Origin of the sequence: Nonomuraea sp. NPDC049624, assembly GCF_040675255.1 — a bacterium.
Lineage (GTDB): Bacteria > Actinomycetota > Actinomycetes > Streptosporangiales > Streptosporangiaceae > Nonomuraea.
On record NZ_JBFAOR010000008.1, the window covers coordinates 468,109 to 484,721 of the forward strand.

The 16,613-nt window shown below is 72.8% G+C and carries 14 protein-coding genes and 1 tRNA gene; 4 read left to right on the plus strand and 11 right to left on the minus strand.

Annotation, left to right across the window (positions count from 1 at the left end; genetic code table 11):
* Positions 1-34: 34 nt before the first annotated feature.
* Complete coding sequence (lat, locus tag AB0J76_RS33260) at positions 35-1,303, plus strand: L-lysine 6-transaminase (RefSeq protein WP_352325189.1); 1,269 nt, start codon at positions 35-37, stop codon at positions 1,301-1,303.
* A 23-nt stretch (positions 1,304-1,326) separates the two neighbouring features.
* Here lat and AB0J76_RS33265 read toward each other — a convergent pair whose 3' ends face one another.
* The gene (locus AB0J76_RS33265; protein ID WP_352325188.1) at positions 1,327-2,553 is read right to left on the minus strand and encodes an NAD(P)/FAD-dependent oxidoreductase; all 1,227 of its coding nucleotides are present in this window, start codon (positions 2,551-2,553) and stop codon (positions 1,327-1,329) included.
* Between the two features lie 117 nt (positions 2,554-2,670).
* On the opposite strand from AB0J76_RS33265, the gene AB0J76_RS33270 reads away from it, so the two are divergent.
* Positions 2,671-3,339 (plus strand): pyridoxamine 5'-phosphate oxidase family protein, encoded by a 669-nt coding sequence (locus AB0J76_RS33270; protein WP_352325187.1) that lies wholly within the window; start codon positions 2,671-2,673, stop codon positions 3,337-3,339.
* Positions 3,340-3,351: 12 nt separating this feature from the next.
* On the opposite strand, the gene AB0J76_RS33275 is transcribed toward AB0J76_RS33270, so the two are convergent.
* The 8 genes from AB0J76_RS33275 to AB0J76_RS33310 all read right to left on the minus strand — a co-directional run bounded on the left by AB0J76_RS33275 (position 3,352) and on the right by AB0J76_RS33310 (position 12,076).
* Entirely contained in the window at positions 3,352-3,585 is a 234-nt protein-coding gene (locus AB0J76_RS33275; protein ID WP_352325186.1) for a helix-turn-helix transcriptional regulator, read from the minus strand.
* 155 nt (positions 3,586-3,740) lie between these two features.
* A tRNA-His gene (locus AB0J76_RS33280) sits at positions 3,741-3,816 on the minus strand.
* A gap of 68 nt (positions 3,817-3,884) precedes the next feature.
* On the minus strand, positions 3,885-4,478 hold the full coding sequence (orn, locus tag AB0J76_RS33285) for an oligoribonuclease (protein WP_352325185.1): 594 nt from the start codon (positions 4,476-4,478) through the stop codon (positions 3,885-3,887).
* Between the two features lie 68 nt (positions 4,479-4,546).
* Complete coding sequence (locus AB0J76_RS33290) at positions 4,547-5,725, minus strand: DUF2510 domain-containing protein (RefSeq protein ID WP_352325183.1); 1,179 nt, start codon at positions 5,723-5,725, stop codon at positions 4,547-4,549.
* 46 nt (positions 5,726-5,771) lie between these two features.
* The gene (locus AB0J76_RS33295) at positions 5,772-7,181 is read right to left on the minus strand and encodes a hypothetical protein (RefSeq protein ID WP_352325182.1); all 1,410 of its coding nucleotides are present in this window, start codon (positions 7,179-7,181) and stop codon (positions 5,772-5,774) included.
* A 22-nt stretch (positions 7,182-7,203) separates the two neighbouring features.
* Positions 7,204-8,874, minus strand: coding sequence for a protein kinase (locus AB0J76_RS33300; RefSeq protein ID WP_352325181.1), 1,671 nt, complete (start codon positions 8,872-8,874; stop codon positions 7,204-7,206).
* A 114-nt stretch (positions 8,875-8,988) separates the two neighbouring features.
* Complete coding sequence (locus tag AB0J76_RS33305) at positions 8,989-11,352, minus strand: protein kinase (RefSeq protein WP_364391643.1); 2,364 nt, start codon at positions 11,350-11,352, stop codon at positions 8,989-8,991.
* A gap of 85 nt (positions 11,353-11,437) precedes the next feature.
* On the minus strand, positions 11,438-12,076 hold the full coding sequence (locus AB0J76_RS33310) for a pyridoxamine 5'-phosphate oxidase family protein (protein WP_352326057.1): 639 nt from the start codon (positions 12,074-12,076) through the stop codon (positions 11,438-11,440).
* 71 nt (positions 12,077-12,147) lie between these two features.
* Between AB0J76_RS33310 and AB0J76_RS33315 the strand changes: the two genes are divergently transcribed.
* Positions 12,148-13,542: a PLP-dependent aminotransferase family protein gene (locus AB0J76_RS33315; protein WP_352326056.1), complete on the plus strand. Its 1,395-nt coding sequence runs from the start codon at positions 12,148-12,150 to the stop codon at positions 13,540-13,542.
* Between the two features lie 41 nt (positions 13,543-13,583).
* Positions 13,584-14,303 carry a hypothetical protein gene (locus tag AB0J76_RS33320; RefSeq protein WP_352326054.1) on the plus strand — a complete coding sequence of 240 codons (720 nt, stop codon included), beginning with the start codon at positions 13,584-13,586 and terminating at the stop codon, positions 14,301-14,303.
* Here the strand turns inward: AB0J76_RS33320 and AB0J76_RS33325 are convergent.
* Both AB0J76_RS33325 and AB0J76_RS33330 read right to left on the minus strand, forming a co-directional pair.
* Positions 14,275-15,405, minus strand: coding sequence for a DegT/DnrJ/EryC1/StrS family aminotransferase (locus AB0J76_RS33325; protein ID WP_352326053.1), 1,131 nt, complete (start codon positions 15,403-15,405; stop codon positions 14,275-14,277). The two genes, AB0J76_RS33320 and AB0J76_RS33325, sit on opposite strands and share 29 nt — an antisense overlap.
* Entirely contained in the window at positions 15,402-16,484 is a 1,083-nt protein-coding gene (locus tag AB0J76_RS33330) for a GNAT family N-acetyltransferase (RefSeq protein WP_352326052.1), read from the minus strand. The genes AB0J76_RS33325 and AB0J76_RS33330 overlap by 4 nt, the downstream gene beginning before the upstream one ends.
* Positions 16,485-16,613: the final 129 nt, after the last annotated feature.

Genomic DNA, 16,613 nt, shown 5'->3' on the forward strand with positions numbered 1-16,613 from the left:
AACCTCCGGCCTGTCTCACGACATTGGAGAAGGCATGGACGTACACACCCGCCTTGCCCGTCACCTGCTCGTCGATGGCTACCGTCTCGTCCTCGATCTCGAACTCAGCCGTGGCTCCTGGTTGGTGGACGCCCGCAACGGCCGCCGCTACCTGGACTTCTACACCTTCTTCGCGTCCGCCCCGCTCGGTGTGAACCCGCCCTTCGACCCCGACTTCGCCGCCCTGCTCGGCCAGGTCGCCCGGAACAAGCCCGCCAACCCCGACATCTACACCGAGCACCTGGCCGACTTCGTCGACACGTTCGCCCGCGTGCTCGGCGACCCCGAGCTGCCCCACCTGTTCTTCGTCGAGGGCGGCGCCCTGGCCGTGGAGAACGCGCTCAAGACCGCCTTCGACTGGAAGAGCCGGCGCAACGAGGCCGCCGGCCGCCCCCGCGACCTGGGCACCAAGGTCATGCACCTGACCCGCGCCTTCCACGGTCGCAGCGGCTACACGCTGAGCCTGACCAACACCGAGCCGGGCAAGACCGACCGCTTCCCCAAGTTCGACTGGCCGCGCATCGACGTGCCGGCCGTCCACCTCGGCGACGTCGAGGCCGCCGAGGAACGCGCGCTGGCCCAGGCCAGGGCGGCCTTCGAACGTTACCCGCACGACATCGCCTGCTTCATCGCCGAGCCGATCCAGGGCGAGGGCGGCGACAACCACATGCGCGGCGAGTTCCTGCGTGCCATGCAGGCCCTGTGCCACGAGCACGACGCCCTGTTCGTCCTGGACGAGGTCCAGACCGGCGGCGGCACCACCGGCACGCCCTGGGCCTACCAGCAGCTCGGCCTGGCCCCCGACGTGGTGGCCTTCGCCAAGAAGGTGCAGGTCGGCGGGATCATGGCCGGTCGCAGGGTCGACCTGGTGGCCGACAACGTGTTCCAGCTCAGCGGCCGGATCAACTCCACGTGGGGCGGCGGCCTGGTGGACATGGTCCGCAGCCGCGGCATCCTGGAGATCATCGAGCGCGACGGCCTGATCGCCCGGGCCGGCAGGCTCGGCGGCGTCCTGCTCGAACGGCTCACCAAGCTGGAGGCCGAGCACCCCGACACGGTCTCCGGCGTGCGCGGCAGGGGCCTGATGTGCGCCTTCGACCTGCCCGACCAGGCCGCCAGGGACGGCTACGTGACCCGGCTCAGGGAGGAGCACGGCGTGCTGGCGCTGCCCTGCGGGCCCCGGTCCGTCCGGCTGCGCCCGGCGCTGAACATCCCCGAGGCCGACCTCGAACACGGCCTGGCCGCACTGTCGGCCGCGCTCTGAGCACCCGCACCCCTACCCGGTGCTCACTCGGTCGAGGCGATGCTGGTGGCGCTGCGGCGCGGCCCGCCGTAGCGCCAGAAGAAGTTCAGCAGCACGCTGACCCGGTTGCGCCCGCCCAGCAGGTACGCCACGTGCACGAAGATCCAGGCCAGCCAGGCGGGCAGGCCGCGCATGGTCAGCCCGTTGCGCAGCTGGAGCACCGCCTCGGCCTTGCCGACCGTGGCCATGATCCCCGGGTCGCGGTAGGAGAAGCGGCTGACCGGCCGCCCGTGCGCGGCGGCCAGGATCTGCCTGCCCACGTGCTTGCCCATCTGGATGGCCGGCTGGGCGAGCTGGGGCAGCGCGTCCGGCTGCCCGGCCAGGTCGCCGGCCACGAAGATCTCGGGATGGCCGGGCACGGTGAGCGCGTCGGTGAGCGTGATCCGGCCGCCCTTGCCCTGCGGCAGCCCCCAGTCGGTCACCTCCTTGGGCGCGGTCACGCCGAGGGCCCAGACGGTCACGTCGCTCGGCAGGCGCGTCCCGTCCTCCAGGATGACGGCGTCCGGCTCGACGCCCGCCACCGTGGCTCCCAGGCGCATCCGGACGCCTCTCCTGCGCAGCGCCTCGGCCGCCGCGTCCCGCAGTCGCGGCTTGTACGGCGCCAGCACATAGTCGAACCGCTCGACCAGGGTGACGCTCGTCTGGTCGGGCCGGATCTCGGGATGCGTCAGCGGCATTGTGCGGCGGCGCAGCTCGGCCAGCGTGCCCGCGGTCTCCACGCCGGTCGCGCCGCCGCCCACCACCACGACGTGGGCGCTCTCGCGCCGGCCCGCCGCGGTGTCCTCCAGGCAGTGCTGGAGATGCCGTCGCAGGTCGGCGGCGTCGCGCAGCGAGTAGATCGGCAGCGCGTTCTCCTCGGCGCCGGTCACGTGGACCCAGTTGGTGGTGACGCCGGTGGCGATCACCAGGTAGTCGTAGTCGAGGGTGGAGCCGTCCGCGAACTCCACCCGCCGGTCGGACGGGTGCACCTTGCTCAGCGCGGCCCGGTGGGCGCGGACGTTCGGCCACTTGGCGGCGAACGTGCGGATCGGGTAGGAGACGTCGGACGTGCCCATCCCCGCCGTGGCCACCTGGTAGAGCAGCGGCTGGAAGGTCGAGTAGGGGTTCCGGTCCACGAGCGTGACCAGGGCGCCGCCCTTGGCCAGCTCCCGCGTCGCGGCCAGGCCGGCGAAGCCCGCTCCCACGACGACGACGCGCGCTCTCCGCACCATGACCACGTCCCTTCCAGGATTGCGTTCCATGGTCCATATGGCACCCAGAGCATCGGTTAAACCATTTCTGCCACAGACACCACCGGGAAGAGGGGAGATCCGGGGTAGGGCACCGGTATGTCTGAGCAAGTGACCACGATGGAACGCCTGGGCCGCCGGATAGCCGAACGTCGGGAATCGCTGAACCTGAGCCGGCAGGAGCTGGCCGACAGGTCCGGCGTGGCGGTCGGCTACGTCGCCTATCTGGAGGACCAGTCCGGCATCTCGGTGCGCGAGGCCCTGGCCCGCCTGGCCGAGGCGCTGGAGACCACCGTGGAGGGCCTGCTCGGGGAGGTGGCCGAGCCCGCCGGCGCGGGGCCCGCCGCGGCGCACCCCACGCTGGTGCCGCTGGCGGAGGAGGAGTGCCTGCGGCTGCTGCGGCCCGGAGGAGTGGGCCGCATCGCCTTCGAGGGCCGCTACGGCCTGACCGTGCTGCCGGTGAACTTCCGGATGTCGGAGGGGGCGATCGTGTTCCGCACCGCGGCGGGCGGCAGCACCGACGAGGACCTGAGCACGGGGGTGGAGGACGTCGAGTACGAGGTCGCGTTCGAGGTCGATCGCATCGAGGAGCTGACGCGGGGCGGCTGGAGCGTGCTCGTCCACGGCTCGCTGCACCACGTCACGGACGAGGACGAGCGGGCCGAGGCGGAGAGCACGGGCGTCGAGCCGTGGGCCGGCGGGCGGCGCCAGCACTACCTGAAGATCCGGCCCACCCGCCTGACCGGCCGCCGGATCACGACCGGCTGAACCGCCGCCGGGTCAGGAGCCGTCCTTCCTGAGCGACAACCACAGTCCGATGGCCGTGACCCGGGAGTCGACGCCGAGCTTGGCGTAGATCCGGTTGACGTGGTTCTTCACGGTCTTCTCGCTGAGGAACAGGCACTGGGCGATCTGGCCGTTGGACCGGCCCGCGGCGATCAGATCCATGACCTCGGCCTCACGTTTGCTCAAGGACGTGATCACGCTGTCGAACGCTGCGTCGTCGACTCTCATCCGGCCTCCGGGGGCGCGCAGACGGTCTGATCGCCGTTGGCCCCCGTGCTTCCGGCGTTAGCGGTAGACAGCGAGCATAACTCGCATTGTCCTGATTTGGGGGCGTTGTCGGGAGAAAACGACAACAGCCGGTCCCGAGGGACCGGCTGTGCGCTTGGGGTGAGTGAAGGGACTTGAACCCTCGACATCCAGGACCACAACCTGGCGCTCTGCCAACTGAGCTACACCCACCATGGCCGCCCGCTCCGTGACGGCACAGGAAAAGTGTAGCGGGGTTCGGGAGTCTTTACGCCATCCAATTAGCCGGTGACCCGCTCGGCGAGTTGCCGGGCGGTCGCCGAGTCGGGGCCGGGCTGCGCCACGAAGATCGCCGCGCGGTAGTAGCGCAGCTCCCTGATGCTCTCCTTGATGTCGGCGAGCGCGCGGTGGCCGCCCTGCTTCTCGGGGGCCGCGAAGTAGACCCGCGGGTACCAGCGGCGCACCAGCTCCTTGATCGACGAGACGTCGACCATGCGGTAGTGCAGCCAGGCGTCGACCCCGGGCATGTCCCTGGCGATGAACGTGCGGTCGGTGCCGATCGAGTTGCCGCACAGCGGCGCCTTCTTCGGCTCCGGCACGTGCCGCCGGATGTAGTCGAGCACGAGCGACTCCGCCTCGGCCAGCGTGACGCCGCCCGGCAGCTCGGGCAGCAGGCCCGAGGCGGTGTGCATCTCGCGCACGACCTGCGACATCTGCTCCAGCGACTCCGGCGGCGGCTTGATGACCACGTCGACGCCTTCGTCGAGCAGATTGAGCTCGCTGTCGGTGATGACACAGGCCACCTCGACGAGCGCGTCGCGCCCCAGGTCGAGCCCGGTCATCTCGCAGTCGATCCAGACCAGCACGTCACTCATTCGATCTCCTCGCCCAGCGGCTCGGAGCAATCCGCCCGCTTGTTACCCCACCAGCCTAGTGCCCCCGCTTACGCGGGCTTGAGCGAGCCGAGAACCTTGGCGACCACGTCCGTGCCCAGATTGTCGGGAACGGAGATGTACAGCAACGTCGGACGCTGCCCCGCCCCGCGGTCCATGAGCACGAGCGCGGCGTTCTCCTTCTTCCACTTGTAGCCGTTCTTCTCCGCGACGGCGGTGAAGTCGAGCTGGAACTGCATCACCCACGCGTCATGGTCGCCGATCTTCGTGGCCTTGTTCTCGATCAGCTTGGTGGTGTGCTGCGGCTCGTAGAACTGGGTGCTGAACTGCATGAACAGCATCTTGGCCGTGTCCTCCAGCGCAGAGGCGCCGGTGTAGGGGATGAGCGCGGCCAGCGGGCCGGCGTAGGCATTGCCGATCCAGTCCTTGTCGCCCTCGTAGTTCTCCTGCGAGCTGGCCTGCACCCCGCTCGTCCACATCTGCTGGGACGGGTCGGTGCCGTTGACGTCACCGTACGCGGGCACCTTCCAGCCGTCGGGCACCTGGTAGGACAGGCCGCTCCGCGGGTCGGTGATGCGGCCGTCCTGCGGCTGCGGCAGCTCGCCGCCCTGCGGGGGCAGCTCGGTCGGCGGCCCGGCGGAGGGCGGTTCGGCCGTCGGGAACGGCTGCGGCTCCTCGGTGGTGGGCGAGGCGACCGGGGTGCTGCTGCCCCGGTTGAGGAAGAAGATCCCGGCGACCACGATCAGCGCGACCACGACCAGCGCGGCCAGGCCGCCGAACACCCACGGCAGCGGGTTGCCCTGCTTGGGCGGCGGCGCCTGGCCGGGACCGGGCAGCGGACCCCCGGCCCACTGCGTGGACTGCTGCGCGGGGTGCTGTGCGGACTGCTGTCCGAAGGCGGGCTGCTGCCGGGTGGGCGGCCCGTAGGCGGGCGGGCTCTGGGCAGGCTGCCCGCCGTAGGGAGGCTGACCCTGCGCGGGCTGCTGGTCGGCGGGCGGCCCGTAGGGCGGCTGGCCGGGCGAGGGCCGGCCGTACTGGAGCGTGGGGTTCGCCGGGGTGGCCGACCAGTCGGGGGACGACTGCGGCTGCGGCCCGGAGGACGGCTGCTGCGGCTGAGGCTGCCGCTCCTGCGCGTGGGTGGCGTCCGTCCATTGGTTGCCGTCCCACCAGCGGAGCTGCGGCTCTCCGTACGGGTCGGGGTACCAGCCCGCGGGGGTCTGCGTGGTCATGCCCGTCAGATTAGTAAGAACCGCTTTGTTGCGCATTCAGGGAAGGTCAGCACTTGTAGGTGAAGCTCGCCTTGTCGGTACGCGCCGGGCCCGGCGAGAGCACCTTGAGCGTGGCCGTGGCCTTGACGCTGCTCTTGCCCGACAACGTCCAGCGCAGCGGCACCGCGTAGGACGTCTTGTCGGCGCTCGTGCGCAGGCTGCCCTTGACGACCTCCTTGTCCAGGTTCTTGCGCCACTCGTAGCGGATCTCGCCCACGCCGCCGTTGGTGACCACCGTCCCGGTCAGGACGATCGCGCCGCCGCAGCCCAGCGTCTTCTTCGGCGCGACCACGTCGATCGACCGCACCGCCAGCTCGGGGGCGTCCGTCAGCCTGAACCAGGCCACGATCGCGCCCGCCATGACGACCGCGAAGAGCGCCGTGGACAGGATCGTGCGCCGCCGGCGTCGCCGCGACACCTTGGCCGCCCGGCCTTGGGAGCGCTTGTCCGGCTGGTGGACGGTCGCGGCGCCGTCGCGTCCCTCGCGCCAGATGCGTTCGGCCGTCGTCTCCTGGCGGGGCTGCCGCACGGTCCCGGCGCCGGTCCCCGGGCCGGCTTCCGGACCGCCCATCCCCGGGCCGAACTGCAGGCGGGGCGGCGACCCCGACGCCGGCACGTGCAGCAGCGTGACGATGTCGCCCTCGTCCTGGGGCGCCGGCGGCGGCTGCGCGGCGAACGCCGGCGGCTGGGCGAACGCCGACCTGCCGCGTGCCGCCCGCGCCAGCGAGTCCCGGCTGATCAGGCCGCCGGGCAGCGCCGCGCGTTCCTGGCTCAGCATGGCGCGGGCCGGTTCGAGGCCGAGCGTGACGGCCGTGCCCGCGGCCCGTTCGAACAGGCCGGCGGCCCGCGGCGCGGTCTGCGTGAAGGACGCGGCCAGCCCGCGGGCCAGCGACGCCCAGCCCGCCGCGTCCCGCTCACGCGGCGAGACCTGGCCGCGGATCGCGTCGGACAGGCCGCGCTCCGACAGCAGCGCGGCCCCCTCGGCGGTGATCACCACCGTGCCCGGGTGCACCGAGCCGTGCGTGACCCCGGCGGCGTGCAGCGCGAGCAGCGTCTGGGCGGTCTCCGTCAGCACCGACGCCGCCCCCGCCGGGTCGACGGGCGCGCCGGCGAGCAGGTCGGCCAGCGTGGGGCTGACCGCCTGCGCGGTGAGCAGCCACACCTGGTCGCCCGCCGCGACGACGTCGGCCACCGGGATCAGCCCGCCCATGCCGCCCAGCACGAGGTGCTGGTCGGTCATGACGGTGTTCACCACGCGTTCCCGGACGCCGGGCAGGCCGATGACCCGCGGGTCGAACAGCAGCGCCCCGGCCCTGCGGCCGTCCGGCGAGATGGCGTCGATCCAGTTGCCGAGCTCGGTCATCCACGTGTGCTCGGTCAGCCGGAACCCGGCGATACCGTTCCTGTGGTTGTCCATCCCCCTTGGCCCCCCGGCGCGTCTAGCGCTGCTTTCTGTGGCGTCCTGTCATGCGACGTTTCACCGCAAGTGTGACCGGAACCGCGCCGGACGTCATCAGGCCGAGCGCGAGGAGTCCGGCCTGCGCCTTGCCCACCTGGTCCAGGGTGGGCGTCTGGGTGCTGCCGCCGTCGCCGCCGCCGCCGTCGTCAGTCGAGGTCCTTGTCGGCGTCTGCGATGTCTCCGAGGGGGCCGGGCTGGTCGGCGGCTGGCTGGTCGGAGGCGTCCTGGTGGGCGGGGCGGAGGTCCGGGTGGGCGTGGGAGCGGCCGAGGTGGGCCTGCTGCCGTCGCTGCTCGTGCTGCTCCGGCCGGTGATGTCCGGCTCGGGGGAGTCGGTCGGCGTCGGCTTCGGCGTCCTGACCGGCCGCCTGGTCGGCTTCCGCGTCGGGGTCGGCTTGGGCGTCCTGGACGGCGAGGCCGCCGTCGCCGTCGCCGTCGCCGTCGGCAGGACGGGCGGCGGGGTCGAGACGGCCGGGTCCGCCGAGGTCGGCGTCGGGTCCGGCTCCGGGGTGGTCTCCTCGGGCGTCGCGGTCGGCTCCTCCTCCGTGGGCTCCTCGTCGATCACCGGGTCGGTCGCGCTGGGCGTGACCTCGCTCGTCTGGGCCCGCAGCACCGGCTCGTCGGAGGAGGAGTTGACCAGGATCACGCCCACGGCCACCACCACGCCCACGGCGACCGCGCCGATCGCGATCTTCGCCGAGAGCTTGCTCAGCAGGCGGGCGGGGTCGGGGAAACGGGTCTCGGTGAGCGCGGTCCGCGTCTCGGCGGCATCGTGCAGGGGGCTCGGGAACAGCAGGATCAGCAGGCCCGCGAGCGCGGCCAGGCGGCGGCGTCCGCGCTCCTCCCAGTCGGCGCCGTACGCCTCGGCCGCGATGGCCTCCAGCTCGGTCAGGAACGCCTCGGCGGACGGCGGCCGTTCGCCCGGCTGCTTGGCCAGGCCGCGTTCGACCAGGCTCTGGAGCGCCGAGGGCACCTCCTCGACGGGCGGCGGCGCGCTCTGGTGCTGGCGGGCCAGCGCGGCGATGTTGGGCGCCCGGAAGGGCCGGGTGCCGGTCAGGCACTCGAAGAACACGACGGTGGCGGCGTAGACGTCGGTCGCCGGCCCGGCGGCCCCGCCCGCCCACTGCTCGGGCGCCATGTACGGCGGCGTGCCCGCGGCGCTCGCCCCCTCGCCGGCCCGGACCGCGATGCCGAAGTCCACCAGCTTGCTGACGCCGTCGCCCTGGACCATCACGTTCTCGGGCTTGAAGTCGCGGTGGACGACGCCGATCGCGTGCGCGGCGGCCAGCCCCTGGAGCGAGCCCTTGAGCACGACCAGCGCCGCCTCGGCCCCGGTCGGCCCCTCGGAGCGCAGGATCTCGCGCAGCGAGACGCCGTTGACCAGCTCCATGACGATCGCCGCGCCCTGCCCCGACTCGACGTAGTCGATCAGGCGCGCGTGGTGCGAGCTCTGCAGGGTGCCCAGCAGCCGGGCCTCGTGCCGGAACCTGGCCACGAAGCCCATGTCGGACCTGAGCTCGTCATTCAGATATTTGATGGCGACTTCCACGCCGTCGTGGTCGCGCGTGGCCAGGACCACCCGGCCGGCGGCACCGCTGCCCAGTTCCCGGACTTCGGTGTAGCCGGGGACCCCCCACTGCCCTTCGCCGTACATAAACGGTCTCCTCTGGAGTCATTCGGGCCCCCACCCGCATCAAACGCTGCGTAGCTTAACCAGAGGGAAGGGCTTTCCCACCACCGATATGCCGATATGGCCGAATTTGCGAGGTTAGTCCACCGTGCCGGGCCTATCGGATGATGGGGATTCCTGCGGTTTGGGCGTTTCCTGTGGCTTTGGGGTTTCTTCGGGCTTAGGTGTCTCTCTGGGGCATTCTGCGGTTTTCCCGGTCGCCCGGTCCGGTCCGCCGGCCGCCTCCGGCGTCGTGCTCGCCGTGACGGTCCAGGTGGTGCCGCACGGGACGGTCCTGAGCGCCCGGCTCACCGTCCTGGTGTAGGCGGTGTCGCCGGACAGCGTGATCCGCTCCGAGCCGGCCGGCTCGCCGCCGAGCAGGAACCCCACGTCCAGCGTCACCGGCCGGTCGTCGGCGGTGACCACCGAGACGGTCGCCACCAGGCCGCCCTCGCCCGGACCGGCCCTGACGATCGAGACCCGCCGCACGGCGGGCGGGCAGGTGACCTCGACCCGGGCGGTCCGGACGCGGTCGCCGGCGCGAACCCGTACCGACAGGGTGGAGCCGCAGGGGCGGGCGCGGAAGGCGTGGGTGAGGACGCGGGAGTAGGAGGTCCGGCCGGACAGGCTCGCCGTACGGGTGCCGACGGTCTCGCCGTCCACCGCGAACGCGGCCTCGACCGGGATCGCGCCGGTGCCGTCGGCGGTCACGCCGACCCGGGCGCGCGCGGTCAGCCCCGGCGCGTCGGGCATCGCCAGCGAGACGAACAGCCCGTTCACCCGCGTCGGGCAGGCCGGCACCGCTACCGAGGAGGACCGGGCGCCGCCCGGCGCGGCGGGGGAGGTGACGACGGTCAGCGTGACGGTCCTGCCGCACGGCCGTTCGCCGAGGTCCCAGGTGAAGGCGCGGGTGTAGGACGTCGCGCCGCTCAGCCGCAGGCGCTGGACGCGGCCGTCGACGCCCGGCGCGGTCCACGTCCCGGTGGCGGTGACGGGGGCGCCCCCGGCGGTCCGGACGGTGACGGAGGCGCGCGCGACGCCGTCGCCGTCCACCGTGACGGCGCCCACGCTCACCCCGAGAACGGTCGCGACGGGCGTCGGCGTGGGGGTCGGCGTGGGTGTCGGTTCGGGACTCGGGGTGGGGGTCGGCGTCGGGGTCCGGGTGGGCGTCACCGGGGGCTTCGGCGTGGCGGTCCTGGTCGGCCTCCTCGTGGGCCCGGCCGTCGGCGTGCGCGGCGCCCGGGTGGTGACCGGCGGCCTGGAGGTCGTCGGCGGCGGCAGCAGCTCGGGCGGGGACGCCGGCGACGGCGGCCCCTCGGCGGAGGTCCGCGGCGTCGCCTCGGGCGTGGTCGGCGGCGCGAGCACGGCCTCGGCCGTGCTCGGCGGCGCGGTCACCGCCTCCGTCGTGGCCGGCGGCACCGCGACGGCCGCGCCGACCGGCTGCTCGGCAGGCTGCCGCCGGGCGGCGAGCGCGACCACCACCGCCACCGTCACCACCGCCACCAGGGCGGTGCCCATGCCCACCCGCACCGCGTTGGACCGCAGCCCGCGGAAGACCGTCCTGGCCAGGGACGTGGTGACCTCGGGGGTGGGCTGCGGCGGGGCCGGCAGCAGCAGCGCGAGCAGGGCGACCAGCGCGGCAAGGCGCCGCCTGCCCCGCTCCTCCCAGTCCTCGCCGTACGCGGCCCGCGCCGTGGCCTCCAGCTCCTCGACGAAGGCCAGCGCGCTCGGCGGCCGGTCCCGCGGCTCCTTGGCCAGGCCGCGCCGGACGAGCTCCTGGACCGGCTCGGGCGCGTCGTGGAAGGGCACCGGCGCGTGCACGTGCTGGTAGCCGAGCACGCTGGGCTCGGTGGACCGGTACGGCCGGTGCCCGGTCAGGCACTCGAAGAAGACCGCGGTGGCCGCGTACACGTCGGTCGCCGGCGAGGCGGGCCGGCCGGCCCACAACTCCGGCGCCATGTACGGCGGCGTCCCCTCCGGATGCGTGGCCGTGCCCTGCGGCACCGCGACGCCGAAGTCCACGAGCTTGCTCGTCCCGTCGTCGCGGACGAGCACGTTCTCGGGCTTGTAGTCCTTGTGCACCACCCCGGACCCGTGGGCCCTGGCCAGGCCCAGCAGCGAGCCCTTCAGCACGACCAGCGCCGCCTCGGGCTCGGTGGTGCCGTTCTCACGCAGCAGGGCGCGCAGCGAGACGCCGTTGACCAGCTCCATCACGATGCAGGCGCCGTTCGGCTCCTGGATGTACTCCCACATCGTGGCGATGTTCGGATCGCGCAGCGAGGTCAGCACCCGCGCCTCGGCCTGGAAGCGGGACAGGGCGGCGGGGTCGCGCAGCAGCGCCTCGGAGAGGTACTTGATCGCGACCTTCACGCCCGTCTCGTCGTGCACGCCCAGCACGACGCGCCCGCTCGCGCCCGCGCCGAGCTGTCTGATCTCCGTGTAACCGGGAGCACTCCACTCCATCGCCCTCTCCCATCAGGAGCCGGCCCACCTGATGAGACGCGTGATCAAGGAGTCGGGTTTGCCAGGTGGTTCCGGATTCATGGAACTACTCCCGACGGAGGATGTGAACCGGTATATCGATACCTTCTGGAAGTGCCGGATCCGGTTGCGGTTCGCCCCAGGACGTGACCAGCGGATGCACCCCGGCCCAGACCGGCAGCGCGTAGTCCTCCTCGTCGTCCTCCGGCGCCCCGCTGCGGATCTTGACCGACGCCTCCGCCAGCGACAGGGCCAGCACGGCGGTGGCGGCCAGCTCCTTGCGCGTGGGCGGCCGGACGTAGTCCCACTGGCCGGGGGCGAGCTGCTCGGTGAGCGCCCGCAGGGCCGCCAGCCGTTCGTCGGGGTCGCTCACCAGCCGGGCCCGGCCGTAGACGATCGCCGAACGGTAGTTGACGGAGTGGTTGAAGACCGAGCGGGCCAGCACGATGCCGTCCAGGTGGGTGACCGTGACGCACACCTCGGCGCCGTCGCCGGCCCGCAGCGAGCGCGCGCCGGTGGAGCCGTGCAGGTAGAGGGTGTCGCCGATCCGTCCGTAGCCGGTGGGCACGACCATGGGATGGCCGTCGGCCACCACGCCCAGGTGGCAGACGAGCCCGCTGTCGAGCACGTCGTAGAGGTCGTTCCGGTCGGTGCTGCCGCGGTGCTTCTCTCGGCCGAGAGCCGTGCGCGGGGTGGAGGAGAGCATGATTCGACGCTATTCGTGAAGTGGACCTATCCTGTAGGGCCACTAACCGACCCTTCCTAGAGACCACTTTCGTGCGCACCCACATTGACCTGCCGGTATCCCTGTCCCGCGACTCGGCCGTCCCGCTGACCACCCAGCTCGCCGGCTGGCTGCGGCACGCCATGATGGGCGGCGCGCTCGCGCCGGGCGAGCGGCTGCCGTCCACGCGGGCGCTGGCCGACCAGCTCAAGGTCAGCCGGACGGTCGTCACCGAGGCGTACCAGCAGCTCTACGCCGAGGGCTGGCTGGAGGGGCGCCACGGGTCCGGCACGTTCGTGGCGGCCATGGAGTCGCACGTCCCGCCGCGCGAGAGCCCGTACGAACCGGCGCCGCCCGCCCGCCGCCCCGAGGGCGAGTGGATCGACCTGCGTCCGGGGGACCCGTGGGTGCGCGACTACGACCGGGCCGCCTGGAAGCGGGCCTGGCGCCGGGCCGGCGAGCTGCCGCCCGGCGACTCGCCCGACCTGCACGGCCTGCCGCGCCTGCGCGAGCTGCTCGCCGACCACCTGCGCAGGGCCAGGGGCATGGCCGTCGGCCCGGAGAACGTCCTGGTCACCAGGGGCACCGGCAACGGCCTCGACCTGTGCGCGCTGGCCCTGCTGGCCGGCGGCGGACGGGCGGGCGTCGAGGACCCGGGCTACCACGTGGCCCGCACGGTGTTCGCGGCCAGGGGCGCCGAGGTCGTGCCCTGCCCGGTGGACGAGGACGGTGTGATCGTCGACGGCCTGCCCCGCGACCTGCGCGTCCTCTACACCACCCCCGCTCACCAGTACCCGCTGGGCGGCCGGCTGCCGATCCCGCGCCGGGAACGCCTGCTGTCCTGGGCCAGGAGCACCGGCGCCACGATCGTCGAGGACGACTACGACGCCGAGTTCCGCTACGACGTCGCCCCCCTGCCCGCCCTCTACGGCCTCGACCCCACCCGCGTCGTGCTGCTCGGCTCGCTGTCCAAGACCCTGGCCCCCGACGTCGGCGTCGGCTGGCTGGTCGGCACGCCCGACCTGGTGAGCCGGATCGCCGCCATCCGCGCCGCGGTCTCCGACCGCACCAGCGGACCGGTCCAGCAGGCCGTCGCCACCCTCCTGGAACGCGGCGACCTCGACCGCCACCTGCGCAGGATGCGCCTGGAGTACGCCCGCCGCCGGGCCGCCGTGGTGGAGATCCTCGGCCCGGTCTGCCGCCTGCGCGGCGACACCGCCGGGCTGCACGTGCTGGCCGAGCTGCCCGCGGGCGACGTCCAGGAGGTCGTGGAGCGGGCCAGGGAACGCGGCGTGCTGCTCGACCCCGCCGACCGCCACCACCACGACCGCGCCCGCCTGCACGGACTGGTCCTCGGCTACGGCTCGGCCTCGCTCAGGGACGTCCGGCGCGGCTGCGCGGTGCTGGCCGGCCTGATCCGGGATGCTCAGACCGGATTGAGTATCTGAGCGCTGGCGCCCGCCGGGCCGCCGCCTGCAGGGTGGCGGGCATGAAACCCTGGCTCCTGCCGGCCTCGCTGATCGTCACGGCGGTCACCGCGTGGCTCGTCCTGTACGCGGGCGTGCCCCTGTCCACCCTCCTGTCGCTGGGCCTGGGCGCGGTCTGCCTGGTCTGGCTGGTCGTCCTGCTGACCTTCCCGTGGAACCTGTCCTTCGCCGCCCGGCAGGTGGTGCACGACATCGCGGTCTCCCGCGAGACCGGCATCGACGTCCCGGCCCGCGGGGAGCAGGAGGCCAGGACGATCGCCCGCCGCATGCTCGTCCTCGCGGTCGCCGGGCACGTGGTCTCGGCCGTCGTGGTCGCGGTGGTCACGTTCTTCTCTGGGCGGCAGATCGGCTACTACTTCGCCGGGTTCTACCTGCTGGCCACCGCGTTCCGGCCGGCCGGGGCCTACGTCGGGCACCTGCGCGAACGGGTCAGGACGCTGGGACGCGAGGTCCGCTACCCGCGCCTCGACGTGATCGCGCTGCGCGACCAGGTCGAGACGCTGTCCGCCGCCGCCGAACGGCTCACCCGGCAGGTCGAGGAGCTCGGCGGCGAGCTCGCGGCCACCCGGGCCGGCCTGGAACGGGCCGACCATGACCTGGAGCGCCGGATCACGCTGACGGCCCGCCGCTTCGAGGAGACCGTGGACGGCCTCAACGACAACCAGGAGATCATCACCGGGCTGCGCGCGTTCCTCAGGCTGCTTCGCGCGGACCCCGCATAGGCGGCTCCAGACCGCGCAGGACGGGCAACGAGCGGGCCGCGTACAGCGGGTCCACGGGCAGCACGTGCCGGGCCCACCAGCGCGCGGGGCCCGGGTCCGGCGAGGCGTCGGTGAAGCCGAGGGCGTACTCGTCGTACGGCGGGTCGTACAGGTAGCCGGTGGCCACCCCGCGGCGCTCCAGCTCGGCGACGGCCGCGTCCCTGTCGCGCACCAGCAGCGGGACGCGGAACAGCGGCTGGTCCAGGTGGTCCAGCACGGCCGGCGCCACCGTGGGCAGCTCGGCCAGCCGGGCGATCCCGGCCAGCCGCCGCGCCCGCTCGCCGGGCACCTTGGCCAGACGCCTGGACTGGTACCAGCGGACCAGCCGGCCCCGCCGGGCGCGGTAGGCCGCCAGGTCGGCGCGTACCCACGGGTCGAACGGCGGCAGCGCGGGCACCTGCTTGAGCGCCAGCTCCAGCGCGTCGGGCTCCAGGGCGATGCGGTAGCCCTCGCGCTCCTCCTGCATGCCGAGGGCACGCATGAGCGCGAGCGCCGGGCGCACGAGGTCGAGCCTGAGCGCCGCCTGCCGGGCCATGGAGGTGGCCACGCTGAACAGGTCGGCGCGCAGCGCGCCGGGGACGAGCAGCTCGTCGCGGGCGCGTTCGAGCGCTTCGAGGTCGGCGCGGTCGGTCACCGCCAGCACGCCGCCCGAGCCCGCGCCCGGATGTTTGGACAGGCTGAACACCCCCGCCTGGCCGAACGTGCCCAGCGGGCGCCCGCCGGGAGCGGTCTCCAGGGCGTGCGCCACGTCCTCGATCAGGATCTTTCCCGTGAAGGCGGACACCTGGTCGGGCAGGCCGTACAGGTTCGTCGTCAGGACGGCGTCCACCGTGGACAGATCGACACGGGAGACGTCGATGTTGCCGTCACGCGGGGACAGCGGCGCGATCACCGGGCGCAGACCGGCGGCCAGCACGAGGAAGAGGATCTCGTCGGCCGAGACCGGAGACATGAGCAGCCGCTGACCCGGCAGGCACCAGTGGCGCAGCGCGAGGTAGAGGCCGAGGCGGTTGGATGGGAGCCACAGGCAGTGCCGCCCGGTGCGCTCCGCGATGAGTCTCACCCTTGTAGGACGGTACGCAAGCGCCCAAAAGTTTTCAACGCCTTGTCGGCGGTCTTGAGCAGCAGCGGATTGGCCATCACCGTGGCGCGTGTCTTGCGCACCGGCACCCGCATCATCCAGTGGACCCCGGCCGCCACACCGGCCCTGGCCACGCGGCCCTCCGCGACCTCCAGCTCGCCGTTCTTGAGCTTCTCCTTGTACTCCTTCTCGCCCCGGCCCATGTCGATCACCTGGACGCCCGACGCGGCGGCCGCCTCGGCCATCGCCAGGTGGTGGATGAGCCCGGGGGAGTACTTGGCGAAGGCGGTGTCGTAGGCCGGGAACCAGCCGGCCAGCGTCGTGCGGGTGCGCACCCCGAAGTGCCCGGCCACCGGCACGTCGTCGACGTAGACCATGTCGAGGACGCCGGCGAAGCTGTCGGACCGGGTCGCGAGCAGCCGCTCGACCAGCTCGACGATCCACCGCTGGGAGAACCGGTCGGTGCGCCCGGTACGCCGGTACTGGTCGGTCTTCCAGCCGAGCAGCGTGTGCAGCGGGCCGGTGTCGGTGATCGCGTAGTCGTGGCGCAGCGGCCCCGACTCGCGCTGCAGCTTGCGCGACTTGGCCAGCGTCGACTTGTACGTCTTGCCGGACCGGTCCCGCAACGTCTCGGTGTAGGGGCCGTAGCCGTCGCGCAGGTCGATGATCGGCGACGGGTGCGTGGTGTACCGCCCGTCGAGCAGCGGCTGGCCGGAGACCAGGTGGTCGAACTCGTAGACCGACAGCCCGCAGTCCTTGATCAGCCGGTGCGGGTCGAGGTCGAGGCCCTTGGCGTGGACCAGGCCCTGCGCGTCGGTCAGGCCCGCGGCGACCGGCTTGCCGATGCCCAGCGGATGGCGTTCGAAGGGGAAGAAGCCGACGATGTCCGGCCCGTCGTGCAGGACGGCCACCCGGACCAGATCGCGGAGCTCGCCCACCGTGACCGTGAACTCCGGGGACAGGAAGGGGTTGTCGAAGGCGGCGTCGGACTCCTGCAGGGCGCGCCATCGGCTGAGTTCGGGCTGTCCCAGATCGCGAGGGTGGGCAACGGTGACGCGCATGGGCTCCTACTGTCGGCTTACCACAATCTGACCAGCATGCGGTCAGAGGTGTATGGCCAGGTTAAAGGATGGGCGTCCATGCCTGGGATGTGCCGGGCCTACTGTTATGCAACTCTCAGCTGGCTTTCA